General features: G+C 74.5%; 22 protein-coding genes. 15 read left to right on the top strand and 7 right to left on the bottom strand.

The window, feature by feature from the left end:
- The 9 genes from O7599_RS30215 to O7599_RS30175 all read left to right on the top strand — a co-directional run bounded on the left by O7599_RS30215 (window position 1) and on the right by O7599_RS30175 (window position 11,848).
- Window positions 1-2,184, top strand: coding sequence for a hypothetical protein (locus O7599_RS30215; protein WP_281618772.1), 2,184 nt, complete (start codon window positions 1-3; stop codon window positions 2,182-2,184).
- 373 nt (window positions 2,185-2,557) lie between these two features.
- Entirely contained in the window at window positions 2,558-3,919 is a 1,362-nt protein-coding gene (locus tag O7599_RS30210; RefSeq protein WP_281618771.1) for a glutamine synthetase family protein, read from the top strand.
- A 184-nt stretch (window positions 3,920-4,103) separates the two neighbouring features.
- Complete coding sequence (locus O7599_RS30205; protein WP_281618770.1) at window positions 4,104-4,826, top strand: class I SAM-dependent methyltransferase; 723 nt, start codon at window positions 4,104-4,106, stop codon at window positions 4,824-4,826.
- Window positions 4,827-4,954: 128 nt separating this feature from the next.
- The gene (locus O7599_RS30200) at window positions 4,955-5,437 is read left to right on the top strand and encodes a hypothetical protein (protein ID WP_281618769.1); all 483 of its coding nucleotides are present in this window, start codon (window positions 4,955-4,957) and stop codon (window positions 5,435-5,437) included.
- A gap of 3 nt (window positions 5,438-5,440) precedes the next feature.
- Window positions 5,441-6,121, top strand: a complete 681-nt coding sequence (locus O7599_RS30195) for a hypothetical protein (RefSeq protein WP_281618768.1) — start codon at window positions 5,441-5,443, stop codon at window positions 6,119-6,121.
- An 84-nt stretch (window positions 6,122-6,205) separates the two neighbouring features.
- Window positions 6,206-6,748, top strand: a complete 543-nt coding sequence (locus tag O7599_RS30190; protein ID WP_281618767.1) for a MarR family transcriptional regulator — start codon at window positions 6,206-6,208, stop codon at window positions 6,746-6,748.
- Window positions 6,741-7,697: a DMT family transporter gene (locus tag O7599_RS30185; RefSeq protein WP_281618766.1), complete on the top strand. Its 957-nt coding sequence runs from the start codon at window positions 6,741-6,743 to the stop codon at window positions 7,695-7,697. Before O7599_RS30190 ends, O7599_RS30185 begins: the two co-directional genes overlap by 8 nt.
- A 110-nt stretch (window positions 7,698-7,807) precedes the next feature.
- Window positions 7,808-10,903, top strand: coding sequence for a bifunctional [glutamine synthetase] adenylyltransferase/[glutamine synthetase]-adenylyl-L-tyrosine phosphorylase (locus O7599_RS30180; protein WP_281623578.1), 3,096 nt, complete (start codon window positions 7,808-7,810; stop codon window positions 10,901-10,903).
- Window positions 10,904-11,125: 222 nt separating this feature from the next.
- The gene (locus O7599_RS30175) at window positions 11,126-11,848 is read left to right on the top strand and encodes a DUF11 domain-containing protein (RefSeq protein WP_281618765.1); all 723 of its coding nucleotides are present in this window, start codon (window positions 11,126-11,128) and stop codon (window positions 11,846-11,848) included.
- Here O7599_RS30175 and O7599_RS30170 read toward each other — a convergent pair.
- The 3 genes from O7599_RS30170 to O7599_RS30160 all read right to left on the bottom strand — a co-directional run bounded on the left by O7599_RS30170 (window position 11,845) and on the right by O7599_RS30160 (window position 14,254).
- A complete protein-coding gene (locus O7599_RS30170; protein ID WP_281618764.1) occupies window positions 11,845-12,579 on the bottom strand; it encodes a phosphatase PAP2 family protein in 735 nt (244 codons plus the stop codon). The two genes, O7599_RS30175 and O7599_RS30170, sit on opposite strands and share 4 nt — an antisense overlap.
- A gap of 353 nt (window positions 12,580-12,932) precedes the next feature.
- Window positions 12,933-13,781 (bottom strand): hypothetical protein, encoded by an 849-nt coding sequence (locus tag O7599_RS30165; RefSeq protein WP_281618763.1) that lies wholly within the window; start codon window positions 13,779-13,781, stop codon window positions 12,933-12,935.
- Window positions 13,782-13,840: 59 nt separating this feature from the next.
- Window positions 13,841-14,254, bottom strand: coding sequence for an HIT family protein (locus O7599_RS30160; RefSeq protein WP_281623577.1), 414 nt, complete (start codon window positions 14,252-14,254; stop codon window positions 13,841-13,843).
- A gap of 242 nt (window positions 14,255-14,496) precedes the next feature.
- Between O7599_RS30160 and O7599_RS30155 the strand changes: the two genes are divergently transcribed.
- The 3 genes from O7599_RS30155 to O7599_RS30145 all read left to right on the top strand — a co-directional run bounded on the left by O7599_RS30155 (window position 14,497) and on the right by O7599_RS30145 (window position 17,691).
- On the top strand, window positions 14,497-16,563 hold the full coding sequence (locus O7599_RS30155) for a hypothetical protein (protein WP_281618762.1): 2,067 nt from the start codon (window positions 14,497-14,499) through the stop codon (window positions 16,561-16,563).
- A gap of 40 nt (window positions 16,564-16,603) precedes the next feature.
- Window positions 16,604-17,308 carry an NADPH-dependent F420 reductase gene (npdG, locus tag O7599_RS30150; RefSeq protein ID WP_281618761.1) on the top strand — a complete coding sequence of 235 codons (705 nt, stop codon included), beginning with the start codon at window positions 16,604-16,606 and terminating at the stop codon, window positions 17,306-17,308.
- Between the two features lie 137 nt (window positions 17,309-17,445).
- The gene (locus O7599_RS30145) at window positions 17,446-17,691 is read left to right on the top strand and encodes a hypothetical protein (RefSeq protein ID WP_281618760.1); all 246 of its coding nucleotides are present in this window, start codon (window positions 17,446-17,448) and stop codon (window positions 17,689-17,691) included.
- Here O7599_RS30145 and O7599_RS30140 read toward each other — a convergent pair.
- Complete coding sequence (locus O7599_RS30140; RefSeq protein WP_281618759.1) at window positions 17,688-18,026, bottom strand: hypothetical protein; 339 nt, start codon at window positions 18,024-18,026, stop codon at window positions 17,688-17,690. The genes O7599_RS30145 and O7599_RS30140 overlap by 4 nt on opposite strands.
- Window positions 18,027-18,356: 330 nt before the next feature.
- A complete protein-coding gene (gene panB / locus O7599_RS30135) occupies window positions 18,357-19,244 on the bottom strand; it encodes a 3-methyl-2-oxobutanoate hydroxymethyltransferase (protein WP_281618758.1) in 888 nt (295 codons plus the stop codon).
- Window positions 19,245-19,470: 226 nt separating this feature from the next.
- Here panB and O7599_RS30130 point away from each other — a divergent pair, with 226 nt between their 5' ends.
- Together O7599_RS30130 and O7599_RS30125 are read left to right on the top strand one after the other, a co-directional pair.
- Window positions 19,471-21,057, top strand: a complete 1,587-nt coding sequence (locus tag O7599_RS30130; RefSeq protein WP_281618757.1) for an MFS transporter — start codon at window positions 19,471-19,473, stop codon at window positions 21,055-21,057.
- A gap of 125 nt (window positions 21,058-21,182) precedes the next feature.
- Window positions 21,183-22,220, top strand: coding sequence for an endonuclease/exonuclease/phosphatase family protein (locus O7599_RS30125; RefSeq protein WP_281618756.1), 1,038 nt, complete (start codon window positions 21,183-21,185; stop codon window positions 22,218-22,220).
- Window positions 22,221-22,244: 24 nt separating this feature from the next.
- Here O7599_RS30125 and O7599_RS30120 read toward each other — a convergent pair whose 3' ends face one another.
- A complete protein-coding gene (locus O7599_RS30120) occupies window positions 22,245-22,436 on the bottom strand; it encodes a hypothetical protein (RefSeq protein WP_281618755.1) in 192 nt (63 codons plus the stop codon).
- An 81-nt stretch (window positions 22,437-22,517) separates the two neighbouring features.
- Complete coding sequence (locus tag O7599_RS30115; protein ID WP_281618754.1) at window positions 22,518-24,269, bottom strand: NAD+ synthase; 1,752 nt, start codon at window positions 24,267-24,269, stop codon at window positions 22,518-22,520.
- Window positions 24,270-24,475: 206 nt separating this feature from the next.
- Here O7599_RS30115 and O7599_RS30110 point away from each other — a divergent pair, with 206 nt between their 5' ends.
- The gene (locus O7599_RS30110) at window positions 24,476-25,633 is read left to right on the top strand and encodes an alkaline phosphatase PhoX (protein WP_281618753.1); all 1,158 of its coding nucleotides are present in this window, start codon (window positions 24,476-24,478) and stop codon (window positions 25,631-25,633) included.
- Window positions 25,634-25,786 lie beyond the last annotated feature (153 nt).

Below are 25,786 nucleotides of genomic sequence, written 5' to 3'. Positions count from 1 at the left end.
GTGGATCAGCAGGCCGTCACCGCCCGGGGGGCCGCGAAGCCGCCACCGCCCGCGGACACCGTCTCCTCACCCGTCGACGTCGAAGAGGCCGAGGCCGCCGTCGTCGAGCACTACGCGCACCTGACCCGACTGGCGTACCTGCTGCTGCCGGCCGAACAGGACCGCGGCAGGCGGGTGCTGACGGCGCACGGCCTGGTGCAGCGCTCGCTGCCGCGGGGCCGCACCGCGCCGGGGGCACCGGACGGCGGGGCGGGCGGCGGGGCGGGCGGTGGAGTGCCCGCGGGCGCGGTGCCGGGACAGCGGGCGGACGGGGGCGCGGGAGGGCTCGACGTGCTCGGGGACGGGTCCGGGGACGGGCTCGGGGCCGGGGGCGCGGCCTGGTGGCACGGGGGCGACGGCGGGGCCGGGTACGCCTACGTGCGGTTGCGGATCGTACGGGCCGCCCTCGACGCCGGGCGGCCCCGGCGCCCGCTGGGCCTGCCGCGGGCCGGCGGGCTGCCCAGCCCCCTGCCGCGGCTCTGGGGGCTGCGGCTCCACCCGCGCCCGGGCGGCGCCGACGAACTGGCCCTCGACCGCGCCCTCGCGGCGCTCCCCGCGCCGGCCCGGGCCGCGTACGTGCTGCGCGGCCTCGAAGCGCTGCCGGACCCCGACGTGTGCCGGCTCCTCGCGGCGGCCGGTGCCGAGGACCCCGGGGCCGCGCTCGCCGCCGCCGACGGCGTCGCCGAGCCGCCCGGCAGCGCGGAGCGGCGGCTGCTGCACTCCCCGGAGTTCGACCCCTGCTCACTGCAGGCCCGCCCCACCGACCTGCTGCGGCGCCGCCAGCACACCCGCGCCGCGCTCGCCGCCGCGGCGGCCGTCGTCGCCGTGGTGGCCCTGCTCGGCGTCCCCGGCACCGGGGGCGGTGCGGACGACGCGGCGGCGGCCCCGTACGCCCGCAACGCCTTCGCCGAGCAGGCGCTCGACCCGGCGCGGCTCGCCGTCGCCGGCCGCGACGACTGGCGGCGCACCGGCCGCCCCGACTTCGCCGCCTGGCCGGCCCGCGGCGCCCGTACCGGCGACGCCGCGCTGCTGCGCCGGGCGCTGGCCGTCTGGGCCCGGCCGGGCGCGTCCGTACGGGTCTCGGCGGCGCCCGGCACCGCCGCCGGGCCGCCCGCGGGACCGCCGCGGCTGCTGTACGCGGGGGACGTGGACCGGGCCACCGTCGTCCTCTTCCACGACGGCCTGCGGCTGGCGCGATATGCGGAGGTGCCGGGCGAACCGCACGCCGCGGTGCTGGACTTCGCCCGCGCCGACGCGGCGGACGCGACGAGCGCGCTGGCCGTCGTCGTCGGCCGCACGGACGGCGACGTCCGCTATCTGACCGCCCCGTGGGTCTCCGGCGTCTCGCTGCGCGAGCTGCTCGACCCGGCGGCGGAGCCGCGGCGGGTCGGCCGTGACACGGACGGCGTCACCGACCCCGTCCCGAGCCCTCCGCTCCCCACCACCGCCCCCTCGGACACCCCCGCGGAATCCAGCGCCCGCGCGCCCTCCGACGACCCGGACACCGCCGGCCGCCCCTGCACCACCTGGCCGGCCCTGGAACTGCGCACCCGGCCCTCCGCCGGCACCGGCGCCCCCGCCCAGCTCACGACCGACCTCGGCGAGCTGGTGCCGGCCAGGCTGACGTACGGCTCCCCGGCCGCCGCCACCGACGTCGCCGGGGCCGCGGCCCGCGACCGCTGGGCCCGTACCGCGTGCCACCTCGCCGAGCTCCGCGCCCACGGCGTACGGTCCGTGAACTCCTGGACGTTCGCCGGCCAGCCGCTACCCGAGGCGGGCGGCACCGCCGCGTGGGTGTGCACCCGCGCGGAGACCTGGCGCGGCGCGGGCGGGGTGGCCCTGGCGCAGTTCCAGCCGCCGGCGACCGACCCGGGGCAGCAGGGCGCGGTGGCGGCCCGCGCGCGGGACACCACGGCGTGCGGCGTACGGGCGCCGCACGCGCTGGCGGGTGTGCTGTGGAAGGCGCGCTCCGGCAGGTGGTACGTGCTGGCGGCGGGCAGCCGCGACGTCGCCTCGGTCACCGCCTCCGGCGGCGTGAGCGGCGCGGCGGACGGCCGGTTCCTGGCCACGGCGGCGGAACGCGGCGCCCGCGCGGACCTGAGCGCGACCCTGCCGGACGGCACGACACTGCGCCCCCTGTCGTAGCCCGGCCCCGCGGAAACCCACGGACGGCGCCACCGCACGCACGCGGAACCGACCACAGCCCCCCACCGCCCCGCCGCAGCAGCACACGCGACCCCACCCCCACGCCACACCCCCGCCCCGCAGCCACACCACTCCCGCCCCACGCACGCCGCACCTGATCGGCCCCGTACCCGGCCCCACCAGCCCCGCCGCCGCAACGCACGTGACCACGCGCCCCCCACGTCACACCCCCCGGCTCACACCCGTACCCCCAGCCACACCCGCCCCGCCGCACGCACCTGCACCCGCGGGGTGCGAAACGCGGCGGAAACTCCCTACCGTGATACTGAGGGCTCGCGCCCGCGCCACCGAGTCACCTGCGAGGATGTGGACCATGGAGAAGCAGCAGGAGTTCGTGCTCCGGACCCTGGAGGAGCGCGACATCCGGTTCGTGCGGCTGTGGTTCACCGACGTGCTGGGCTTCCTGAAGTCCGTCGCCGTCGCCCCCGCCGAGCTTGAGCAGGCGTTCGACGAGGGCATCGGCTTCGACGGCTCCGCCATCGAGGGCTTCGCCCGGGTGCACGAGTCCGACATGCTCGCCAAGCCCGACCCCGCCACCTTCCAGGTGCTGCCCTGGCGAGCGGAGACCCCCGGCACGGCGCGGATGTTCTGCGACATCCTCATGCCCGGCGGCTCGCCGTCCTTCGCCGATCCGCGGTACGTGCTGAAGCGGATCCTCGCCAAGACCTCCGACCTGGGCTTCACCTTCTACACCCACCCCGAGATCGAGTTCTTCCTCCTGAACGAGAAGCCGGTCGACGGCAGCCGCCCGGTGCCCGCGGACAACTCGGGCTACTTCGACCACACCCCGCAGAACATCGGCATGGACTTCCGCCGGCAGGCGATCACGATGCTGGAGTCGATGGGCATCTCGGTCGAGTTCTCGCACCACGAGGGCGCGCCCGGACAGCAGGAGATCGACCTGCGCTACGCGGACGCGCTGGCCACCGCAGACAACATCATGACCTTCCGGCTGATCATGAAGCAGGTGGCGCTGGAGCAGGGCGTGCAGGCGACGTTCATGCCCAAGCCGTTCTCGGAGTACCCGGGCTCCGGGATGCACACGCACCTGTCACTTTTCGAGGGCGACCGCAACGCCTTCCACGAGTCGGGCTCGGAGTTCCAGCTCTCGAAGGTCGGCCGCTCCTTCATCGCCGGGCTGCTGCGGCACGCCGCGGAGGTGTCCGCGGTGACGAACCAGTGGGTGAACTCGTACAAGCGCATCTGGGGCGGCTCGCAGCGCACCGCGGGGGCGGGCGGTGAGGCGCCGTCGTACATCTGCTGGGGCCACAACAACCGCTCCGCGCTCGTCCGCGTCCCCCTCTACAAGCCGGGCAAGACGGGCTCCACCCGCATCGAGGTCCGCTCCCTCGACTCCGGCTGCAACCCCTACCTGGCGTACGCGATGCTCCTGGCCGCGGGCCTGAAGGGCATCGAGGAGAGCTACGAGCTGCCGCCGGGCGCCGAGGACGACGTGTGGGCGCTGACGGACGCGGAGCGTCGCGCGATGGGCATCGAGCCGCTGCCGCAGAACCTCGGCGAGGCGATCGGGCTGATGGAGCGCAGCGAGATCTGCGCGGAGACGCTCGGCGAGCACGTCTTCGACTTCTTCCTGCGCAACAAGAAGCAGGAGTGGGAGGAGTACCGCTCGGAGGTCACGGCCTTCGAGCTGCGCAAGAGCCTCCCGGTGCTGTAGCCGCAGGGGTCAGGGTGATCGTCCCCGGTGGGACGACGCATCGGCCCCGCGGTCCGCTGACGCGGGGTCGTGGACGTTTCAGGCGCGGCCCGTCTGCGGGGACGTGGCGTCGCCGAACCCCTTCGGGTGGAAACCACGCGCCGATGCCCCCGTCGACCGCCACCGGGGGTCGAGGATGAGCCCCGTGACACCACCCTCGCGGGACACCGGCCCCGACCTCTGGCAGTGCTACGGCGCCCGCCGGGCCCGGGCCGACAGAGCTGCGGGGGTGGACGGTACCTTCCACTGGGACTGGTACCAGCGCAACGGGCCGGGTGCCGAGATCCTCGGCTCCCTTGACGGCATCGCCGTCATCGAGGTGGGTGCCGGCACCGGACGCCAAGCCGCCCACCTTGCCCGGAGCAGCACCGCCTCCGAAGTGACCGCGCTGGACTCGTCCGCTTCCATGTACGAGCGCTGCCGCCGGTCGTACGGTGACGTGCCGCGGCTCCGCGCGGTCCTCGCTGAGGCCGCCTCCCACCTCGCCGAGCGTCCCTCCGCCTTCGACCTCGTCTACAGCGTCTTCGGCGCCCTGGACTTCACCGATCCCCGCCGTCTCCTCCCGGCCGTCGCCGCGAGCCTTCGGCCGGGCGGGATGCTGGTGTTCTCCACTCTGGGCCACTATCGCAACGGCGAGGCCGCCGAGAGGTCGGTTCGTTCCGCCCGACTGCCCACCGTCCTGACCGACGGGACTCCGGTGACGCTTGAGCGGTGGGTCCTGGACCTCCCGCTGTGGGAACGGCTGCTCGCGCAGGCCGGCCTGGATGTCGTCGACGTGGAAACCGTCCACGACGCCGGTCGCGGTCGCGGGCTCCCGATGACCACCCGCATCATCCGCGCCACGCGGCCCGCCGTCCGGCATCTGTGAGGCGCGAGTGGCGGTGCCGCTTACTGAAATCGGCTGACGGTCCAGTGGCGTCGTCGGCGGAGTTCGCGGTTGCGGTCCTACGGTCGGGACTTCCATGAGCCCCGTGGAACCAGAGAGAAGGAAGAACGTTGGCGACCAACAAAGCCGGTACGTCCGTTCCGGAGCATCCGCTCCTGCGCATCCTGCAGCCACACGCGCCGAAAGCGAAGATGTTCTGCGGCTACGTTGGTTCGGCGAACAGCAGTGACCACATCCGGCTGTACGCGAACCTCTACGACCTCTCGCAGTGCGTCGAGATCCGCCGAGCAGACGTTCTGCACGTCGAAGAGGCCCCGGCGCATCTGCTGCCTTTCGGCGGGTCCGTGCTCTGGCTCGATTCCGATGCCGCTGTCGTCCGGCACCGTCAGGAGAGCGTCGCCGACGTCTACGGCGCGGCCACCCAACGCCGTCAGGAGAGCGCGGCCGACGTCTACGGCGTGACCGCTCCCCTGCCGTCGGAAGGTCGGCTGCGCATCACCCGGCGGCAGCGCCCCGAGTCCGCAGAGGACTGCCATTCACCCTGCCAGCCTTGCCACAGCCCGTGCGGCATCTGCACGTCTCCACCGGAGTAGACGGTGGCTCTGAGCCTGCGGACCGACCGGCGGTCCGCAGCGGTGGACCATCCGGCGCCCTACCTGATCGAGAAGCTGCTCAAAGAGAAGATCGTCGATTCGCCGGCAGAGGCGGAGCTGCTCTACAGGGAGGTCAAACGGTACTGCGTGCTGGTGCACGAGCATCCCGGGCGGTCCTGGCGGATGCACTCGCTTCGGATCGACGAGGCATGGCACCAGTTCATTCTCTTCACGGTGCAGTACCAGGAATTCTGCGAGCGTTTCTTCGGCCGCTACGTCCATCACGCGCCCAGCAACGCACCCGTGCCGGCGCCGGCGAAGGGTGCCCCGCCGGAGCGCCCCACGGCTTCGTTCGGGGAGTTCAAGGACCAGTACGAGGACATGTTCGGCGAAGAACTGCCCGATGTCTGGTATGACGGCCGGATTCTGACGTTGCGGCGCCGGCTCGTCAACGAGCAGGCGGGGCGACAAGGCGTCCGGGTGGAGAGAAGCGAGGTCCATCTGCTCGCGCCGGACGGTGAGATCCTGATCAGCGTGAACGACGTCGCCGCCGACGCACTGGAGTTCGTCGCCCGTACCGGCGCCTTCTACGTGCGCGAGCTGGCGGGCAACCTGAGCGACGACGAGAAGGTGGAGCTCGCCGCGGCCCTGGTGGAGGAAGGGATCCTGCGGGCCAGCGGTTGAGCCCGGTCACACACGCCGGCGGCCCGACAACGCCGCGGTACCCGCTCGTTGACGACGCCCGCGCGCGTGAGCTATGCATGAGTTATGCATGAACCAGAGGAGATCCGGACCGCGAACCTCCTCGGCGCCGCCGCGCTCGCCGTGGCCGACCGGATGACCGCCGCGGCAGCCGCGGCCTCCGGGGTCGGCGTCAGCGGCACCGCCGCGCTCGTCACGCTGCGGGGCGCGGAGGGCATCGGGGTCACGGAACTGGGGCGGCGGATCGGGCTGAGCCAGCCCGCGTGTGCGCGGATGGTCGACCAGCTCGTCGGCCGCGGGCTGGTCGAGCGGGAGCGCGGCGGCGGGCGGGGGGTCGCGCTGCGGCTCACCGAGGCCGGGGCCGCCGCGGCCGTGCGGGCCCAGGCGGCGCGCCGGGACGGGCTGCGGCGCGTGCTCGCGGCGCTCCCCGCGCAGCAGGCGGCGGGGCTGACGGAGGCGCTGGAGCTGCTGCTCACCGAGGTGTACGGGGACGTCGGCTCGGAGGACGTGCTGTGCCGGCTCTGCGACCGCGGCGCCTGCCTGGCCGGGGAGCACCTCTGCCCGGTCGGGCAGGCCGCGCGTGCCGGGCAGGGTGGTCGCGGTGGGTGAGCTGCTCGCGCTGTCGTCCGCCGTCAGCTTCGGGCTCACGCACTTCGCGGCCGGGCTCGCCGCCCGGCGCACGGCCGGGGTCACGGTCGCGCTGTACGCGCAGGTGTGCGGCACGGTGGTGAGCGTGACCGCCGCCCTGGCGATACCGGCCGCGGGCGCCCCGGACGCGGCCGGGCTGGGCTGGGGCGCGTTGTCCGGGGTGGGCACCGGCGTGGGGGTGGCGTTCCTCTACCGCGCGCTGACGACGGGGGCGATGAGCGTCGTGGTGCCGGTCAGCGACGTGACCGCGGTGGCCGTCCCGGTCGTCCTCGGCATCAGCCTGCTCGGCGAACGCCCTGCCGCCGCCGCCCTCGCGGGCATCGCCGCGGCGTTCCCCGCCCTGTGGCTGGTCTCACGCGGCCCGGACGGGCAGGACGGCGGCGAGGGCCGGCGGAGTCCCGGGCCGCCGCGGCGGTACGCACCGGAGCCGGACCGCGGCGCACACGGGCCCTCCCGGCCCGCGGCGTACCCCCGGCGGCGCGGATCCCCCTCGGTGGACGCGCTGATCGCCGGGGCCGGGTTCGCCACCCACTTCATCGCCCTCGCCCGCCTGCCCGCCAATGAGGGCGTAGCCGGCGGGGGAGGCGACCTGTGGGCCGTCACCGTCAGCCGAGCCGTGTCGGTCGCCGTCGTCGCCGTCGCGGTGCTGGGGGACCGGGCACCGTGGGTGCTGCCCCGGCGCTGCGCGCCGCACGTGGCCGTCGCCGGCGTGCTCGGCACCCTCGCGACCGTCCTCTACCTCTACGCGGCCCGTGCGGAGTTGATGGCCGTCGCCACCGTGCTCGCCTCGCTGTACCCGGCGATCCCCGTGCTGCTGGCCCTGCTCGTGCTCCGCGAGCGGCTGACCCTGCCGCAGTCGGCCGGGCTGGTGTGCGCGGGGGCGGCGATCGGGCTGATCGCGCTGGCGTGAGCGCGCGGAAGGCACCCGCCCCCGCCGGCCCCCGTGGCCGTCCCGGCCGCGGGCCCCTCGTCGTAAGCTCGTAGCCCGGCGTGATCACGGGACGGGAGGCGGTGCGCGCGATGTCGGTTCCGCAGGGGCGCAGGAGCAGCGCGTTCACCCGGCTGCTGCGCTACGGGTTCGGCGAACCGGCCGACGCCGGGCGGCTGCTGGAGTCGCCGGTGCTCGACGGCGTACGGGACGATCCGGTGCTGCTCGACGCGCTGGGCGGCACCGCCGATCCCGACCGGGCGCTGCTCGGGCTCGTGCGGCTCGCGGAGGCGCTGGCGCCGGAGCGGCGGCAGGCGCTCCTCGACACGCTGGTGGCCGCCAAGCCGCTGCGCGACCGGCTGCTGGGGGTGCTCGGCGCGTCCGAGGCGCTGGGGGACCACCTGGCGCGGCATCCGGACGACTGGGAGTCGCTGGCCACCTACGAGGCGGTCGATCTGCACCCGATGACCTCGGAGTTCGAGCGGGCGCTCGCCGAAGGCGTGTGGGGGGCGCGGGGCGCGGGGATGCCGCGGGCCGACGCGCTGCGCGTGGCGTACCGGCGGGCGCTGCTGGGGATCGCCGCCCGGGACGTGTGCGGGACGACGGACGTGGTGCAGGCCGCCGCGGAGCTGGCCGACCTGGCGACCGCGACGCTGCGGGCGGCGCTGGAGATCGCGGCCGAGGAGCAGCCCGAGGACGCGGCGCAGTGCCGGCTTGCGGTGATCGGGATGGGCAAGTGCGGCGGGCGGGAGCTGAACTACGTCTCGGACGTCGACGTCATCTTCGTCGCCGAGCCGCGCGACGAGGGCCCGGGCGACGACCCGGCCCGCGAGCGCGCCGCCGTGCAGGCCGCCACCCGGCTCGCCGCCCGCCTCATGCGCGTCTGCTCCGACACCACCGCCGAGGGCACCATCTGGCCGGTCGACGCGAACCTCCGCCCCGAGGGCCGCAACGGCCCCCTCGTGCGCACCCTCTCCTCCCACCTCGCGTACTACCAGCGCTGGGCCAAGACCTGGGAGTTCCAGGCCCTGCTGAAGGCCCGCCCGGTGGCGGGCGACCCCGGGCTGGGCGCGGCGTACGCGGAGGCCATCGCGCCGATGGTGTGGCAGGCGGCGGAGCGCGCGAACTTCGTGCCGGACGTGCAGCAGATGCGCCGCCGGGTGGTGGCGAACATCCCGGCGGCGCAGCTCGACCGGGAGCTGAAGCTGGGCCCGGGCGGGCTGCGGGACGTGGAGTTCGCGGTGCAGTTGCTCCAGCTCGTGCACGGCCGCGCCGACGCCTCGCTGCGCAGCGGCACGACCCTGGACGCGCTGGCCGCGCTCGCCGACGGCGGGTACGTGGGCCGCGCCGACGCCGCCGCGCTGGACGCCGCGTACCGCTTCCTGCGCTCGCTGGAACACTGCATCCAGCTCCAGAAGCTGCGCCGTACGCACCTGGTGCCCGAGGACGAGCACGAACTGCGCGCGCTCGGCCGTTCGCTGGTGCGGCTGCTGCCCGACGAGGGCCGCGGCGAGCCGGTGTCGCAGTTGCGCAAGGCGTGGCGGCGGCACTCCTTCGAGGTGCGCCGGCTGCACGAGAAGCTGTTCTACCGCCCGCTCCTCGACGCCGTCGCCCGGCTCGCGCCCGGGGAGGTGCGGCTCACCCCGGACGCGGCCCGGGAGCGGCTGGTCGCCCTCGGGTACGAGGACCCGGCGGCGGCGCTGCGCCACCTGGAGGCGCTGACGTCGGGGATGAGCCGGAAGGCGGCGATCCAGCGGACGCTGCTGCCGGTGCTGCTGGGCTGGTTCGGCGACTCGGCCGACCCGGACGCGGGGCTGCTCAACTTCCGCAAGGTCTCGGACGCGCTGGGCAGCACGCCCTGGTACCTGCGGCTGCTGCGCGACGAGGGCGCGGCGGCGGAGAACCTGGCGCGGGTGCTGTCCTCGGGCAGGCTCGCGCCCGATCTGCTGCTGCGGGCGCCGGAGGCGGTGGCGCTGCTCGGCGACGAGCAGGGGCTGCGGCCGCGCGGGCGGGCGCACCTGGAGCAGGAGATCCTGGCGGCCGTGGGCCGGCACTCGGCCCCGGAGGCGGCGGTGGCGGCGGCCCGCGGAGTGCGGCGGCGGGAGCTGTTCCGTACCGCGGCGGCGGACCTCATCACGGCGTACGGGGCGCACCCGGCGCTCGCCGGGGAGGAGGCCGGTGACGGGCGGGAAGACGACGGGGACGAGCACGCCCGGATCGCCGCCGCCGTCGACCGCACCGGCGGCGCCCTCAGCGACCTCAACGCCGCCACCGTCGCCGGCGCGCTGCGCGCGGCGACCGCCGCCCGCTGGGGCGACACGCTGCCGACGCGGTTCGCGGTGATCGGCATGGGCCGTTTCGGCGGGCACGAGCTGGGCTACGGCTCGGACGCCGACGTGCTCTTCGTGCACGAGCCGCGCCCGGGCGTCTCCGACGAGGAGGCGGGCGCGGCGGCGTTCGCCGTCGCCAACGAGCTGCGCCGGCTGCTGCAACTGCCCAGCGCCGACCCGCCGCTGCTGGTCGACGCCGACCTGCGGCCCGAGGGCAAGTCGGGGCCGCTGGTGCGCACCCTCGCGTCGTACGCGGCCTACTACCGGCGCTGGTCGCTGACGTGGGAGAGCCACGCGCTGCTGCGCGCCGAGCCGGTCGCGGGCGACGCCGCGCTGGGGGCGCGCTTCACGGAGCTGATCGACCCGCTGCGCTACCCGGCGGGCGGGCTCGACGAGGACGCCGTACGCGAGATCCGGCGGCTGAAGGCGCGCATGGAGGCGGAGCGGCTGCCGCGCGGCGCGGACCCGGCGCTGCACGCGAAGCTGGGGCGCGGCGGTCTCGCGGACGTGGAGTGGACGGTGCAGTTGCTGCAGTTGCAGCACGCGCGCGCGGTGCCCGCGCTGCGGACGACCCGAACCCGCGCGGCGCTGGCCGCGGCGCGCGGCGCGGGCCTGCTGGACGCGGACGACGCGCGGATACTGGACGACGCCTGGCTGCTGGCGACGCGCCTGCGCAACGCGGTGATGCTGGTACGCGGCCGGCCCGGCGACACCTTCCCCGCCGCCGAGCGGGAACTCGGCGCGGTGGCACGCTACTTCGGCTACGGCCCGGGGCAGGCCGGCGAGCTGCCGGAGGAGTACCGGCGGACGACGCGGCGGGCGCGGGCGGTCGTGGAGCGGATCTTCTACGGCGACTGACGCGTCCGGGCCCGGGGCCACCGGGACCCGGGGGCCCGGGACCGCCGGACGCCGGAGGCCGGCCCCGGACGCCGCCGCGGCCGGTTCCTCCGAAGGGGCGACGCTCCGGCGGGCCGTTCGTAGCATCGGCGCCTCGCTCGTGCGATTTGCCCTTTTTCTCGACGGCGCCCGCTGGTAGACCGTCCGCACGGGCCGGGCAGCATGGACAGCGAGGTGGCAGGAATGCGTACGGCGATCGCTTCCGCGGCGACGGTCGCCGGCCTGCTGGCGTCCCTCGCCACCTCCCCGCCGCTCTCCCCCGCCGCACCCCCGCCCGCCGGGCCGTCGTCGCCGGTCCGGATCGCGCTGGAGAGCCGGGCGGCGGCGGACGGCGGCACGACGTACGCGATCACCGTCCGCAACACCTCCGGCGCGGACGCGCCGCACGGCCGGGTCACCCAGCTCCTCCCCGAATCCCTGGAGTACGTGTCCGCGAGCCCGCGGGCCAGGACGAACGGGCAGCAGGTGACGTGGCGGATCACCCTGCCGGCGGGCACGAGCCGGGTGCTGACGGTGACCGCCGCTCCTGACAGGACCGAAAGGGACGCCCGGGATCTGCACGCCGCCGACGCCGCCGACCCGGCCGACGCCTCCGATGGCGTACGCGCCCCGCGGCGCCCCGGCGCCGAGGACGACGCCCGCGACGGCGCCCCCGCGTCCGCCACGACGGTCTGCTTCCAGGGCGGCACCCGCGGGGAATGGCTCACCTGCACCAGCGCCGACGACGAGTGGTCCCCCGAGCCCTGGGTCTCCTCGAACAAGGTCTACGCGGTCGGCAGCGCCGCCGCCGCGCTGCTCGTCGGCACCGCGGGGATCGTGATCCTGCGCCGCCGCCGGTCCCGGGACACGGAGGACGACGGCCCGCGCGGACGCACCACGGCGCGCGGACCTCGCCCGCGACGCTAGGGGGAGGCCACCTTCTGCGGCAGCCGGTACGCGATCGTCCCGTACCAGGCGTACGAGACCGCGAAGCCGAAGGCCAGGCAGATGATCCCGCCCACCGCGTCCATCCAGAAGTGGTTCGCCGTCGCCATGATGACCAGCAGCGTCAGGGTCGGGTAGAGCACGCCGAGCACCTTCACCCACAGCGGCCTGGCCAGCACGGCGATGGTGATGCCCGCCCACACGGACCAGCCCACGTGCATCGAGGGCATGGCCGCGTACTGGTTGGAGACGTTGGCCAGGTTGCCCTGCGACATCGAGCCCAGGGTCTCGTGCACCCGCACGGTGTCGATGAAGTCCATGCCCTCCATCAGCCGCGGCGGCGCCAGCGGGAAGCTGTAGTAGCCGATGAGGGCGAAGCAGGTCGTCACGGCGAGCGCGAGGCGCACGGCGGCGTAGCGGCCGGACTGGCGGCGGTAGAGCCAGACGAGCACGCCGATGGTGACGACGTAGTGGAGCGTGCCGTAGTAGTAGTTCATCGACACGACGAGCCAGGTGACGCCGTCGACCGCGTGGTTGAGCGACCGCTCGAAGGCCAGCCCCAGGTCCTCCTGGAAGCTCCAGATGCGGTCCGCGTTCTTCAGCGCCTGCTCTTCCTGCTCGGGCACGGCGTTGCGGATTATCGAGTACGTCCAGTAGACGAGCGCGACGAGCATGATCTCGAACCACAGCCGCGGGGGGCGCGGCGAGCGCATCCGGTCGAGGAGGGCGCGCAGGCGCTGCCCGGGCGGCGGCGGGAGAGCACGTCTCTCACCGTCGTCCGTGTCAGTCGAGGAAACGGGGGTCCGCCGGTCCTGCAGAGTCCTCGCAATCTCCGCTGGCCGGGGAGCAAGGTCCCGGGAATACGACGCGCCCATGAGGAGACAGTTTGCCAGACGGAGAGGGGTCGTCAGATCATCCCCCGGTGCCGCACGAGGGCCGGAATCTCCTCCCGGGGCGGTAGGCGGCGGCGCCGCCTACCGCCCCGGGAGGAGTCCGCGGCCAGCCGCGCGGGGTCCCGCGCCGGATGGGGAGGAGCGGCGCGGGACCCGGTCCACGGGCGGTGCGGTCAGGCGACGGGCTGCAGCCAGCCCGTCAGCCGGACGGTGTCCTCGCCGTACGTCCGGTCCAGCTCACGCCGCAGTTCGGGAGTGGCGGCGACGACTTCGAGGGCCACGGCGTTGCGCACCGGGTCGACGGCCGAGCTGAGCATGCCGTCGACGTGCTTGCCGACCTGCCGCTGGACGCGCGCCAGCTCCTTTTCCGTGTGCTCGGCGCCGACGACGCACAGCGGGCCGTCCCAGACGTCGCGCAGCTTGCGCTCGGCGGCGTCGGGACCGCCGCCTTCACCGGCGTCGGCGAACCTGATGTTGACGATGCCGCCGTCGAGCCAGGCGCCGGCGTAGCCGGGCATCCCCTGGGCCTTGTCCAGCACCCGCCGCGAGGCGGCGTCCCCGGCGCCGGCGGCGTCCTTCCCGCCTTCCTTCAGCTCCTTGCAGGGCGTGTCGAAGTCCGCGGCGTCGGGCGCGTCCGGCTCTTCGGCCGCCTCGTCGGCGGGCTTCGGCTTCTCCGCCGGGGTGAACCGCTCGCCGTCCCAGGTGCCGACGAGGACCAGCGGGTCGGTGTACGTGGTGCCGCTCGCGCGGTGCGCGCGTACGTCGTCCCAGTCCCAGCCGACGATGTCGGGGCCGCCGCACTGCGGCGGCATCGACTCCGCCATCGTGCGGCAGAGCTGGGGGCCGTGCTCGTCGTTCGCGAGGACGGTCGCCTGGACGCGGTAGAGCTGGCCGGCGGGGTCGCGGCTGCCGTCGCCCGCGGACCCGGAGGCGTCCTCCGAGCCGCAGCCCGCGGCGAGCGCCGCGGTGGCGAGTGCCGCGGCCGTGGCCGCGGATGTGCGCAGTGGGCTCGTTCTGTTCATGACTCTCGGACGGGGCCGCTCCGCGTCGGGTTCCCTCCGGGTCCGCCGCCCGCGCCGGTTCACCCGTCGAGCGCCGCGCGGACCAGTCGGGCGGTCTCAGCGGCGTGTTCCTCGTCCCGGTACTTCGTCCGGGGCCAGAAGAAGCCGCGCAGGCCGTCCTTGCGGTTGCGCGGGACGACGTGCACGTGCAGGTGCGGCACGGACTGGCTGATCCGGTTGTTCAGCGCGACGAACGACCCCGCCGCGCCCATGGCCCGCTCCACCGCGCCGGTCAGCCGCCGGACCCGTACGAAGAACGGGCCGACCTCGGGCTCCGGCAGGTCGGTGAGGGTCTCCACGTGGTGGCGCGGGATGACCAGGACGTGGCCGGCGAAGAGCGGCCGGGCGTCGAGGAAGGCCACCGCGACCTCGTCCTCGAAGACGCGGTGGCTCGCGATGTCACCCGCGGCGATGGCGCAGAAGGTGCAGTTCACTCCTCCAGTCAACACCGGGACGGTGACACCGCAGGGCGCGCGGGGGGCAGATGCACCGCACGCGGCCGCAGCCTGGACAGACGGGCACAAGCGCGTTCATGACTCCCAAGGTCCCCTTCCGGCCTGAAGATTGGGTGAGAACCGCGTGCGGAATCGCTTAAGCCTCCGCCATTGACACCGCCCGCGGCCCTGACTAAGTACCTCGGTTAACCGATCGGTAACCACCCCGTTGGAGGCCCCCTGTGCGCCCTCGGCTCACGGTCCTGACCACCGTCACGGCGCTCGCGCTCGGCCTCCTCGCCCCCACCGCGCTCGCCGGTCCCGCCGATCCGGCAGGTCCTGCCGATACGGCCGATCCGGCCGAGGTGCCCGTACGGGCCGGGCAGCCCGAGCGCGCCGGCTGCGACCCCATCGGTCCCGCGGACTGCCTGCTCCCGTTCCCCAACGACTGGTACACCGAGCGGGACCACCGCACGGACACCGGCCGCCGGGTCGCGTTCGAGCCGTCCGCCATGCCCGCCAACGCCGCCGGCACCCGCATCGACCCCGCCGAGTGGAACCGGGCCGACGGCTTCTCGCCCGGCTCGATGATCCTCGCCCACGTGCCCGGCCTCGACCTCGGGCGTACCGGCGCCGCGCCGCTCACCGACATCGGCGCCTCCCTCGACCGCGACGCGCCCATCGTGCTCCTCGACGCCGACACCGGCGAGCGCCACCCGTACTGGGCGGAGCTGGACGCCAACGCCACCGACCCCGCCCGCCGGGCCCTCGTCGTCCGCCCCGCGCGCAACCTCGCGGAGGGGCACCGCTACATCGTCGCCCTGCGCCGGCTCAAGGACGCCGGGGGCCGCACCCTCCCCGCCCCCGCCGCCTTCCGCCGCGTCGACGGGCCCGCGCTGCGCAAGGGCGACCCGCTGCACGAGCGCCAGCGCGACCACCGCCAGGTCCGGCGCGGCCTCGACCGCGCCGGCGTCTCGTCCCGCGGCCTCTATCTGGCCTGGGACTTCACCGTCGCCAGCGAGCGCGGCCTGAGCGAGCGGATGCTGCACATCCGCGACGACGCCTTCGCCGGCCTCGGCAAGGGCGTACCCGAGCATCTGGTGTACGAGGTGACGGACCACCCCGCGGACGACCCCGTCGCCCGCACGGTCCGCGGCGTCTACAACGTGCCCAGCTACCTCGACGCCCCCGGCGGCCCGCCCGGCTCCGGCTTCCACCGCGCCGACTCCGGCAAGGACGCGCTGCCCGCCCGGCTGCCCGGCAACAACCAAGTGGTGCCGTTCCAGTGCGAGATACCGCGCGCCGCCCTCGGCGGCCCGCACGGGCCCGGCGACGCGGCGCGGCCCGTCCTCTACGGCCACGGGCTCCTCGGCAACGAGACGCAGGTCGGCTCCCGTACGCAGCGCGAGCTGGCGGCCCGGGGCAACTTCGTCCTGTGCGCCACGAAGTGGCAGGGCATGTCGGACGAGGACATCCCGTTCATCGTGGGCACGCTCCAGGACCTCAGCGGCTTCCCCGCGGTCGCCGACCGGCTCCAGCAGGGCGTGCTCAACACCCTCTGGCTCGGCCGCCTCATGCGGCACGCGGACGGGCTCGCCGCGGACGACGCCTTCCGCGGCGCCGACGGCGCGCCCGCGATCGACGTCCGCGACCGGCTCGGCTACGTCGGCCACAGCCAGGGCGGCATCATGGGCGGCATGTACACCGCCGTGGCGCAGGACAGCACGCGCTCCGTGCTCGGCGTACCGGCGATGAACTACAGCACGCTGCTCAACCGCAGCGTCGCCTTCGCGCCGTTCCAGCAGGTCCTGGACCGCTCGTACCCCGACAAGCTGGGGCAGCAACTCGGCTTCGCGCTCATGCAGATGCTCTGGGACCGCGGCGAGGCGAACGGCTACGCGCAGCACATGACGTCCGAGCCGCTGCCGCGCACACCGCGCCATCAGGTACTGATGCACGTCGCGTACGGCGACCACCAGGTCTCCCCCACGGCCGCGGAGGTGCAGGCCCGTACGGTCGGCGCCCGGATCCACACCCCCGCGGTGGCCGAGGGGCGCAACCCGGACGAGGAGCCGTACTGGGGGATACGGAAGCTGCGCTACCCGCACGCCGGCTCCGGGATGCTGGTCTGGGACAGCGGCAGCCCGTACCAGCCGCTGACGAACACCCCGCCCGCCGAGGGCCGGGACCCGCACGGCGACCCGCGCAGTTCTGCCGCGGCCCAGCGGCAGATGGCCGCGTTCCTGAACACCGGCAGGATCGTGGACGTCTGCGGCGGCGCGCCGTGCACGGCCGACCCGGCGGGGTGAGCCGCTGCCGGTGCGCGGGTGATCACCGTACGATCGGCGCATGACTTCGAGTGAGCAGAACACCCCGCCCGCCCGCAAGGACCCGTGGGCGCTGCCCGATGTCTCGGGCCTGGTCGTCGGCGTGCTGGGCGGCACCGGCGACCAGGGCCGGGGGCTGGCCTACCGGCTGGCGCGGGCCGGGCAGCGGGTCGTCATCGGCTCCCGGAAGCCGGAGCGGGCCGAGGCGGCGGCGGCGGAGCTGGGCAACGGCGTCGAGGGCGCGGACAACGCGGAGTGCGCGCGGCGCAGCGACGTGGTGGTCGTCGCGGTGCCGTGGGACGGGCACGAGGCGACGGTCTCGGCGCTGCGCGCGGAGCTGGCGGGCAAGCTCGTCGTGGACTGCGTGAACCCGCTGGGGTTCGACAAGAAGGGCGCGTACGCGATCCGGCCGCCCGAGGGCAGCGCGGCCGAGCAGGCGGCGGCGCTGCTGCCGGAGTCGCGGGTCACGGCGGCGTTCCACCACCTGTCGGCGGTGCTGCTCCAGGACCCGGAGGTGGAGCGGATCGAGACGGACGTGATGGTGCTGGGCGAGTCCCGGGAGGACACGGACGTCGTGCAGGCGCTGGCCGGGCTGATCCCGGGGATGCGCGGCGTGTACGCGGGCCGGCTGCGCAACGCGCACCAGGTCGAGTCGCTGGTGGCGAACCTGATCTCGGTCAACCGCCGCTACCGGGCGCACGCCGGGGTGCGGCTGACAGACGTGTGAGGGACGTCTGACAGACGTCTGACGGACAACCGTGGGACGGCCGGCAGGCGGCCGGGAACGGCCGGGGGCGGTGCCGCCCGGGTACGGCGTGGAGGCACAATGGACCCGCACGCCTTATCCCCGAGGAGCCCGCCCCCATGCCGTCCGAGCCCCGCCAGACCTCGTCCCTCCTCGCCGAGCCGAACCGGCTCGCCGTCTTCGCCACCGTCGTGTGCGTGCTGTCGGTGGCCGCGGCGGTGGTGTCCTTCGCGAAGGGCTACTGGATCGGGGTGGTCTGGGTGCTGCTGGCCGGGCTGTCGTCGAACATGACGTATTTCTACGTACGCCGCGCACGGCTGGCTCGCGACCGGGACCGCGACCGGGACCCGGACCCGGCGGGCTAGGCGGCGCCCGGCCGGCCCGTGCGGCGGCGGCCCCAGCCGAGGAAGTACACGGCCGCGCCGAGCGAGGCGGCGAAGACGCCGCCGGCGGTGACCGCGGGCCAGGCGTCGTCGCCGCGTACGGCGGGGGCGCCCGGGGAGCCCATCGCGGGCGCGCGGCCGGGGTTCTTGCCGTCGCCGGTGGTGTGCGGCTCGTCTTCCTGTACGGGGACGTGGGCGGCGGCCCGCGTCCCGGCGGGCGGCGCCACGGCCTCGGCGGGGGCGGTGACGGCCGCCCAGAGCAGCGGCGCGGCGAGGCAGGTGAGCAGCAGACGGCGGCCGGGGTGTCCGGGGGGCATGGGCGGGGTTCCTCTCCACGGGGCCGAGGGGGCGACTGGCCGACGGGACCGGCGGGCCGGCCGTACCCGCGGAACCGGCGCAACCGGCCGGCGCGGGGGTCCTCCGCCGGCGTCCGTACGCCGGTGTCGTACCGCCGGCACCTTCCGTCGGCGTCCTTCCTTCGGTGTCCTTCCGCCGGCGCCTTCCGTCGGTGTCTTTCCGCCAGCCTCCGCCCGGCCCCCGCACGCGCCGCGTCGGCACGACGGCGGGCACCCGCATGCAGTTAATAAGATCACCGCATCGGCGCATCGTTCCGGCGCCCCGGAGTGCCCGCCGCCGTCCCCGCGGACTCAGTGGAAGGTGTGCTCCGCGGCCGGGAACGCGGCGGCGCCGACGTCCTCGGCGAAGGCCCTGGCCGCGTCGCCGAGGGTCTGCCGCAGGTCCGCGTACTGCTTGACGAAGCGCGGCATCCTGCCGCCGGTCAGCCCCGCCATGTCGGTCCAGACGAGCACCTGCGCGTCGGTGTCGGGGCCCGCGCCGATGCCGATCGTCGGGATCTCCAGCGAGCGCGTCACCTCCGCGGCCAGCTCCGCCGGCACCAGCTCCAGCACCAGCGCGAACGCGCCCGCCTCCTGCGCCGCCTTCGCGTCGCGCACCAGCCGGTGGGCGTCCTCGTCCGAGCGGCCCTGCACGCGGTAACCCATGGCGTTGACGGACTGCGGGGTGAGCCCGAGGTGGGACATCACGGGGATGCCGGACTCCACCAGCAGCTCGGTCTGCCGCAGCGACCGCTCGCCGCCCTCCAGCTTCACCGCGCCCACGCCGGCGTCCTTGACGAGCCGCGTCGCCGAGCGGAGCGCCTGGACCGGGCCCTCCTGGTACGAGCCGAAGGGCAGGTCGCCGACGACCAGGGCACGCCGGGTGCCGCGGACGACGGCGGCGGAGAGCATGGTCATCTCGTCCAGCGTCACCGGCACGGTCGTGTCGTAGCCGAGGTGGACGTTGCCCATGGAGTCGCCGACCAGCAGCACGGGGATGCCGGCCTCGTCGAAGATGCCGGCGGTGGTCGAGTCGTACGCGGTCAGCATGGGCCACTTCTCGCCGCGCCGCTTGGCGGCGGCCAGGTCCCGTACGGTCACCCGCCGGCCGCGGCCGGCGGAATCGGCGGCGCCGCCGTACAGCGCCGGGGCGGAGTCGGCGCCGCCGGGCGTCTTGGGGGCATGCGAAACGTGCGTCATCGCAAACGCTCCTTCGTCATCTCGAGGCGCCCTGACGGCGTCCCCGGACCACCTCCATGCTGGCACGCGTCAACGGCGAAGGACACCCCGGCCCCGGCACGTGTGCCGAAGGTCGCACGCCCGGCGTGTCAAGCCTGTGACCTGCCACTTTCCCCCGCCCGCGCGGGTGCCGGGGCCCGGTGTGACGAAACGGCGGCGTGGCGGGACGCACGCTAGCGTGGATTTCATGCACACCCCGCACCAGACGGCCCCGGACATCCACCGCCGCCGCTGGCTGATCCTCGGCGTGCTCGTCTTCAGCCTCCTCGTCGTCGTCCTCGACAACTCCATCCTCAACGTCGCGATGAAGACGATCGCCACCCCCGCCCCCACCGGCCTCGGCGCCAGCCAGAGCGAGCTGGAGTGGGCGATCGACGCGTACACCCTGGCCTTCGCGGGCCTGCTGTTCACCGCGGGCGTCCTGGGCGACCGGGTGGGGCGCAAGCGGACGCTGCTGGCCGGCATGGTCGTCTTCGGCGTGGGCTCGGTGCTCGCCGCCTTCTCCGGCAGCCCGGCCGAGCTGATCGCCTTTCGTACCCTGATGGGCCTGGGCGGCGCGTTCGTCCTGCCCGCCACGCTGGCGATCATCGTGAACGTCTTCGAGCGCGACGAGCAGCCCCGGGCCATCGGCATCTGGGCCGGGTCCGTGGGCCTGGCCATCGCCATCGGGCCGATCACCGGCGGGCTGCTGCTGGAGCACTTCTGGTGGGGCTCGGTCTTCCTGGTCAACGTGCCGATCATCAGCGTCGCGCTGATCGGCATGGTGCTGCTGGTCCCCGACTCCAGGGACCCGGCCCCCGGGAGGATCGACCCCCTGGGCGTGCTGCTGTCCATCGCCGGTCTGGTGCTGATCGTCTACGGCGTGGTCCGGGGCGGTCAGCGCGCCGACTTCGGCGCGCCGGAGGTCTGGGGCACGATCGGCGGCGGCGCGGTCGTCATCGGGCTCTTCGTCTGGTACGAGCGCCGCAGCCGGCACCCGGCGCTCGACATGCGGTGGTTCCGCAACCCGCGCTTCTCGGCCTCGGTCGCCGTCATCGGCCTGGTGTTCTTCGCGCTCATGGGCGTGACGTTCTTCATGGTCTTCTACATCCAGAGCGTGCGCGGCCTGTCTCCGCTGGACTCCGGGCTGCTCCTGCTGCCGCTGGCCGTCGCCCAGTTGATCTTCGCGCCGCGGTCCCGGCTGGCGGTCGACCGGTTCGGCGCACGGGCGGTGTGCACGGTGGCGATGCTCGCCATCGCCGCCGCCTTCGCCGGCTTCCTGCTGCTGGACGAGTCGTCCCCGCTGTGGGTCCTGGAGGTGCTGTTCTTCCTCATGGGCAGCGCGATGGCGCACGTCATGCCGCCGGCCACCACCTCGATCATGCAGTCGCTGCCGCCCGAGAAGGCCGGCGCCGGCTCCTCGGTCAACAACACCTTCCGGCAGGTCGGCGGCGCCCTCGGGGTGGCCGTGCTCGGCTCGCTGCTGTCGTCCGTCTACCGCGGCGAGGTGACGCTGCCTCCGGGGGCGCCGCACGCGGCGGGCGAGTCCATCGAGGCCACCCGCACCTTCGCGGAGCGCGCCGGACAGGCCGGGAAGAAGCTGATCGAGGAGGCCGACAACGCGTTCATCGACGCGATGCACGTGACGTCGCTCGCGGCGGCGGGCACGGCCCTGGCGGGCGCGGCGGTGGCCGCGGCGTTCATGCCCCCCAAGGACCGCGGCGCGCCCGGGCCGGCGAAGGGCGGGCAGAATGTGTCCTCCGCGGGGAACGGCGTCCGTTCACCTGACCGATGAAATGTCCGGGTTTCGTTACGGTGACCTTCCGGCACGTCCCGTCCGCAACTCGCGGCGCGGTCCCACTCGTCAGGTAAGGGGTAACGGGGGCAGACCGGCAAGTGCAGTGACGTGAGGAACAGCGCATGACGCACGTGGACATGGCGGAGACCGGACGCGGCACCGGGACCACGCACGCGGCCGCCCCCGCGGAGTCACGCGCGGCGTACTGGCGCCGCCGGCTCCGCGAGGGCCTGGGCCCCGGCACCTGGCGCCGCGGCCTGGTCGTCGCCGCGCTCGCGCTGCTCGACGGCATCGTGATGCTGGGCCACGCGGCGATCCCCAACCGGGTCGGCAACCTGGGCAGCCTGGTCGAGACGTTCCTGCCGTGGTTCGGGCTGGCGGTCCCGGTGCTGCTGGTGTGCGCGCTGTGGCGGCGGTCGCTGACGGCGATGTGCGCGCTGGTGCTGCCGGTGTTCGTCTGGTTCAACCTCTTCGGCGGGCTGCTCACCGACAAGTCCGGCGGCGGCGGCGACCTCACCGCCGTCAGCCACAACGTCGCCGAGGAGAACACCGACGCGGCCGGCACCGCCCGCAAGCTGGTGGAGTCCGACGCCGACGTGCTCGCCCTCCAGGAGGTCACGCAGGACAACAGGGCGGCGTACGAGGACGGCCTGGCGGAGGCGTACCCGTACCACGAGGTGGCGGGCACGGTCGGGGTGTGGAGCAAGTACCCGCTGTCGGACACCCGGCCCGTGGACATCCACATGGGCTGGACCCGCGCCCTGCGCACCACCGTCGCCACCGACGCCGGCCCGCTCGCGCTCTACACCGCCCACCTCCCGTCTGTGCGGGTGAAGCTCGACGCCGGGTTCACAGCCAACCAGCGCGACCTGAGCGCCGACGCGCTCGGCGAGGCCATCAAGGACGAGCCGGTCGACCGTGTGCTGCTGCTCGGCGACCTCAACGGCACCATGAACGACCGCGCGCTGGCGAACGTCACCTCCCAGTTGCGCTCCGCGCAGGGCGCGTCGGGCAGCGGCTTCGGCTTCAGTTGGCCGGCGGGCTTCCCGACGGCGCGGATCGACCAGATCCTGCTGCGCGGCGTGCAGCCGGTCAGCTCCGACGTGCTGGGCGAGACGGGCAGCGACCACCGCCCGGTACGGGCCTCGGTGGACCTGTGACGCCGGGAGCCCGGGCGGAGCCGCTCAGTACGGCGTGACCGCGCGGGCCTCGGCGAGAGCGGCCACCGCGGTCTCGACGTCGGCGAGCTGCGGGTTGACGCCGGCGGCGACCAGCCCGACGGCCTCCTCGAGCAGCCGGGCGCCCGCCTCGGTGCCCACGTCCAGCGGCCCGGGGCCGCGCAGCGCGCCGGCCGGCTCCGAGGTGATCTCCTTCATGGCCGCCAGCCTGCGGCGGGGGTCTCACGGCAGCCAGACCCAAAGGGCGGCCCGGTCCACCGGTCCCAAGGGGGGCGCCGGCTACGCGCGCTCCCGCCAGCGGTTGGTGATCGGCAGCCGCCGGTCCTTGCCGAAGCCCTTCGGGGAGATCTTCGTGCCCGGCGGGTACTGCCGGCGCTTGTACTCCGCCGTGTCGACCATCCGCAGCACCCGCTCCACCAGCTCCGGCTCGTACCCGGCGGCGACGATCTCCGCGCTGCCGCGGTCGCGGTCGACGTACAGCTCCAGGATCGCGTCGAGCACCTCGTAGTCCGGCAGCGAGTCCGTGTCGACCTGGTCGGGGCGGAGTTCGGCGCTGGGCGGCTTGGCGATGGAGTTCTCCGGGATCGGCGGGATCTCGCCCCGTTCGGCGGCGGCCTCGTTGCGCCACTTCGCGAGCCGGAAGACGACCGACTTGTAGACGTCCTTGATCGGGCCGTACGCGCCGACCGAGTCGCCGTAGAGCGTCGAGTAGCCCACGGCCAGCTCGCTCTTGTTGCCCGGGGCCAGGACGAGCGGGCCCTCCTGGTTGGAGACGGCCATGAGCAGCGTGCCGCGCAGCCGGGACTGGAGGTTCTCCTCGGCCAGGCCGGTCAGCCCCAGCGACTCCATGTAGGCGTCGAACATCGGGCCGATGGGGACGCTGCGCAGGTGCAGCCCGGTGCGGCGGGCGAGTTCCGCGGCGTCGTCGCGAGAGTGCTGGGAGGAGTAGCGCGACGGCATGGAGATGCCGTACACGTGCTCCGCGCCGACCGCGTCGCAGGCGACGGCGGCGACGAGGGAGGAGTCGATGCCGCCGGAGAGGCCGATGAGGACGGAGTCGAAGCCGTTCTTCTCGACGTACGCGCGCAGCCCCGTGACCAGCGCCGTGTACATCTGCTCGGCGTCGGAGACCTGCGCGGCGACGGTCCCCGCGTACCGGCGCGCGTACGGCTCGACGGGCTCCGCCGACAGCGTCACGTGCTGGATGCGCAGCCCGTCGTCGGCGATGCCGGCCGGCGGCCGCGCGGGGGCGGCGGGCAGGTCGAGGTCGACGATCAGGCACTCCTCGGCGAACTGCGCGGCGCGCGCGACGACCTCCCCGCGCTGGTCGACGACGATCGAGTCGCCGTCGTAGACCAGTTCGTCCTGGCCGCCGGTCATCGCGACGTACGCGGTCGTGCAGCCCGCCTCCTGGGCGCGCTTGCGGACGAGGTCCAGGCGGGTGTCGTCCTTGTTCAGCTCGTACGGCGAGGCGTTGACGGTGACCAGCAGACCGGCGCCGGCGATCCGCGCCGAGGGCACCCGGCCGCCGTCCTGCCACAGGTCCTCGCAGATGGCCAGCGCGACGTCGACGCCGGCGACGCGCACGACCGGCATGGTGTCGCCGGGGACGAAGTAGCGGAACTCGTCGAAGACGCCGTAGTTGGGCAGGTGGTGCTTGGCGAAGGTGAGGACGACCTCGCCGCGGTGCAGCACGGCCGCGGCGTCCTTGGGGGATCCCGCGGGCTGCCCGAAGCGGTGCCGCTCGTCGCTGCGGTCGAGGTAGCCGACGAGCACCGGCGTCTCGCCCAGCCCCTCGGCGGCCAGCCGCGCGGCGAGCGCCCGCAGCGCGGCGCAGGACGCCTCGACGAAGGAGGAGCGCAGGGCCAGGTCCTCGACGGGATAGCCGGTGAGCACCATCTCGGGGAAGGCCACGAAGTGGGCGCCGCGGTCGGCCGCGTGCCGGGTCCAGCGGACGACGGCGTCGGCGTTGCCGGCGAGGTCGCCGACGGTGGCGTCGATCTGATTCAGCGCGAGGCGAAGTTGAGGCACGCGGCCATTTTATCGTCTGTTTGACGCGATGTCGTGTGCGGACCGGGCGGACTGCGTCACATCCGCCGCGGACCAGGCGTCACAGAATGTTCGCGCAGATTTGTGATCCGCCCCAGTTCACCCGTCACGGCCGCGTGGGCATCGTGACGCGGGCATCCCCTCGCCCGTTATCCGGCCACCGACCACCCCCACCGGGAGGACCCCCCATGGAGCGTCGCTCGTTTCTCCGCGCCGTCACCGCAGGCACCGGCGCCGTCGCCGTCACCGGCGGACTCTGGCACGCCGCCGCGACCCCGGCGGCGGCAGCGGCGGCGAACAGCCCGTACGGGCCGCTGCTGCCCCCGGACGCCAACGGCCTGGCGCTGCCCCAGGGCTTCACCGGCCGCGTCGTCGCCCGCTCCACCCGCCCGGTCGGCGGCATCACGTGGCACGGCGCGCCGGACGGCGGCGCGTGCTTCGCGGACGGCGACGGCTGGATCTACGTCTCCAACTCCGAACTCCCGCTGATCGGCGGCGTCTCCGCGATCCGCTTCGGGGCGGACGGCTCGGTGACGGCGGCCCGCCGCATCCTGGACGGCACGAACCTCAACTGCGCGGGCGGGGCGACGCCGTGGAACACGTGGCTGTCGTGCGAGGAGACGTACCGCGGCAAGGTCTACGAGACGGACCCGTACGGCAACCGCTCGGCGTCCTCGTACGGCGCGATGGGCCGCTTCAAGCACGAGGCGGCGGCGTGCGACACGGACCGCCGGGTCGTCTACCTCACGGAGGACGAGGACGACGGCTGCTTCTACCGCTTCACGCCGACGTCCTGGGGAGCGTGGGGCGCGCTGTCGTCGGGCCGCCTGGACGTGCTGTGCGACGCGGGCGGCGGGGCGGTGGAATGGCGCGAGGTCCCGGACCCTGACGCGCCCTGGCCGTGGGAGCAGACGCGGGCGCAGGTCGACGAGGCGCTGCACTTCGACGGCGGCGAGGGCTGCTACTACTCGCCGCAGGCGGGCGTCTGCTACTTCACGACGAAGGGCGACAACCGCGTGTGGGGCTACGACGCGGGCGCGAACACCCTGGCCATGGTCTACGACGCGGACACCCCGCTGAGCGGGGTCGACAACATCACGGGCCGGGCGGGCGGGGACCTCTACGTCGCCGAGGACGGCGGCAACATGGAGATCAACATCATCACCCCCGAGGGCACGGTGGCCCCGGTGGTGCGGATCGACGGCCACCCGGAGTCCGAGATCACGGGCCCGGCGTTCTCGCCGGACGGCTCGCGGCTGTACTTCTCCTCCCAGCGGGGCGCGAGCGGCTCCGCGGCGGGCACGGACGGGGTGACCTACGAGGTCCGGGGCCCGTTCCGCGCGTAACGCGGATCGCGGCGGACCCGGGGGGCGGAGCGGCCGTCGCGGCGGCCCCGGGGCGGAGCCACGTGGGGTTTGGGGGCGAGCCCGGCGGGGTGTGCGGACGCAAAGCCTTATGGAGCGTTCCGAGGGCAGATCCCGGGGTGGTCCGGCCACGAA

It is taken from the genome of Streptomyces sp. WMMC500, from assembly GCF_027497195.1.
Classification (GTDB): domain Bacteria; phylum Actinomycetota; class Actinomycetes; order Streptomycetales; family Streptomycetaceae; genus Streptomyces.
The sequence above is the reverse complement of the archived record's forward strand: the minus strand, read 5'-3'. Positions and strand labels throughout refer to the sequence as shown.

Bases quoted from the DNA above. Each gene is read 5' to 3' on its own strand.
- O7599_RS30190 (WP_281618767.1), top strand. From the start codon at position 6,206: ATGCATGAACCAGAGGAGATCCGGACCGCGAACCTCCTCGGCGCCGCC.
- O7599_RS30140 (WP_281618759.1), bottom strand. From the start codon at position 18,026: ATGCCCCCCGGACACCCCGGCCGCCGTCTGCTGCTCACCTGCCTCGCC.
- O7599_RS30145 (WP_281618760.1), top strand. From the start codon at position 17,446: ATGCCGTCCGAGCCCCGCCAGACCTCGTCCCTCCTCGCCGAGCCGAAC.
- O7599_RS30110 (WP_281618753.1), top strand. From the start codon at position 24,476: ATGGAGCGTCGCTCGTTTCTCCGCGCCGTCACCGCAGGCACCGGCGCC.
- O7599_RS30125 (WP_281618756.1), top strand. From the start codon at position 21,183: ATGACGCACGTGGACATGGCGGAGACCGGACGCGGCACCGGGACCACG.
- O7599_RS30170 (WP_281618764.1), bottom strand. From the start codon at position 12,579: ATGCGCTCGCCGCGCCCCCCGCGGCTGTGGTTCGAGATCATGCTCGTC.
- panB (WP_281618758.1), bottom strand. From the start codon at position 19,244: ATGACGCACGTTTCGCATGCCCCCAAGACGCCCGGCGGCGCCGACTCC.
- npdG (WP_281618761.1), top strand. From the start codon at position 16,604: ATGACTTCGAGTGAGCAGAACACCCCGCCCGCCCGCAAGGACCCGTGG.
- O7599_RS30165 (WP_281618763.1), bottom strand. From the start codon at position 13,781: ATGAACAGAACGAGCCCACTGCGCACATCCGCGGCCACGGCCGCGGCA.
- O7599_RS30210 (WP_281618771.1), top strand. From the start codon at position 2,558: ATGGAGAAGCAGCAGGAGTTCGTGCTCCGGACCCTGGAGGAGCGCGAC.
- O7599_RS30120 (WP_281618755.1), bottom strand. From the start codon at position 22,436: ATGAAGGAGATCACCTCGGAGCCGGCCGGCGCGCTGCGCGGCCCCGGG.
- O7599_RS30175 (WP_281618765.1), top strand. From the start codon at position 11,126: ATGCGTACGGCGATCGCTTCCGCGGCGACGGTCGCCGGCCTGCTGGCG.
- O7599_RS30180 (WP_281623578.1), top strand. From the start codon at position 7,808: ATGTCGGTTCCGCAGGGGCGCAGGAGCAGCGCGTTCACCCGGCTGCTG.
- O7599_RS30130 (WP_281618757.1), top strand. From the start codon at position 19,471: ATGCACACCCCGCACCAGACGGCCCCGGACATCCACCGCCGCCGCTGG.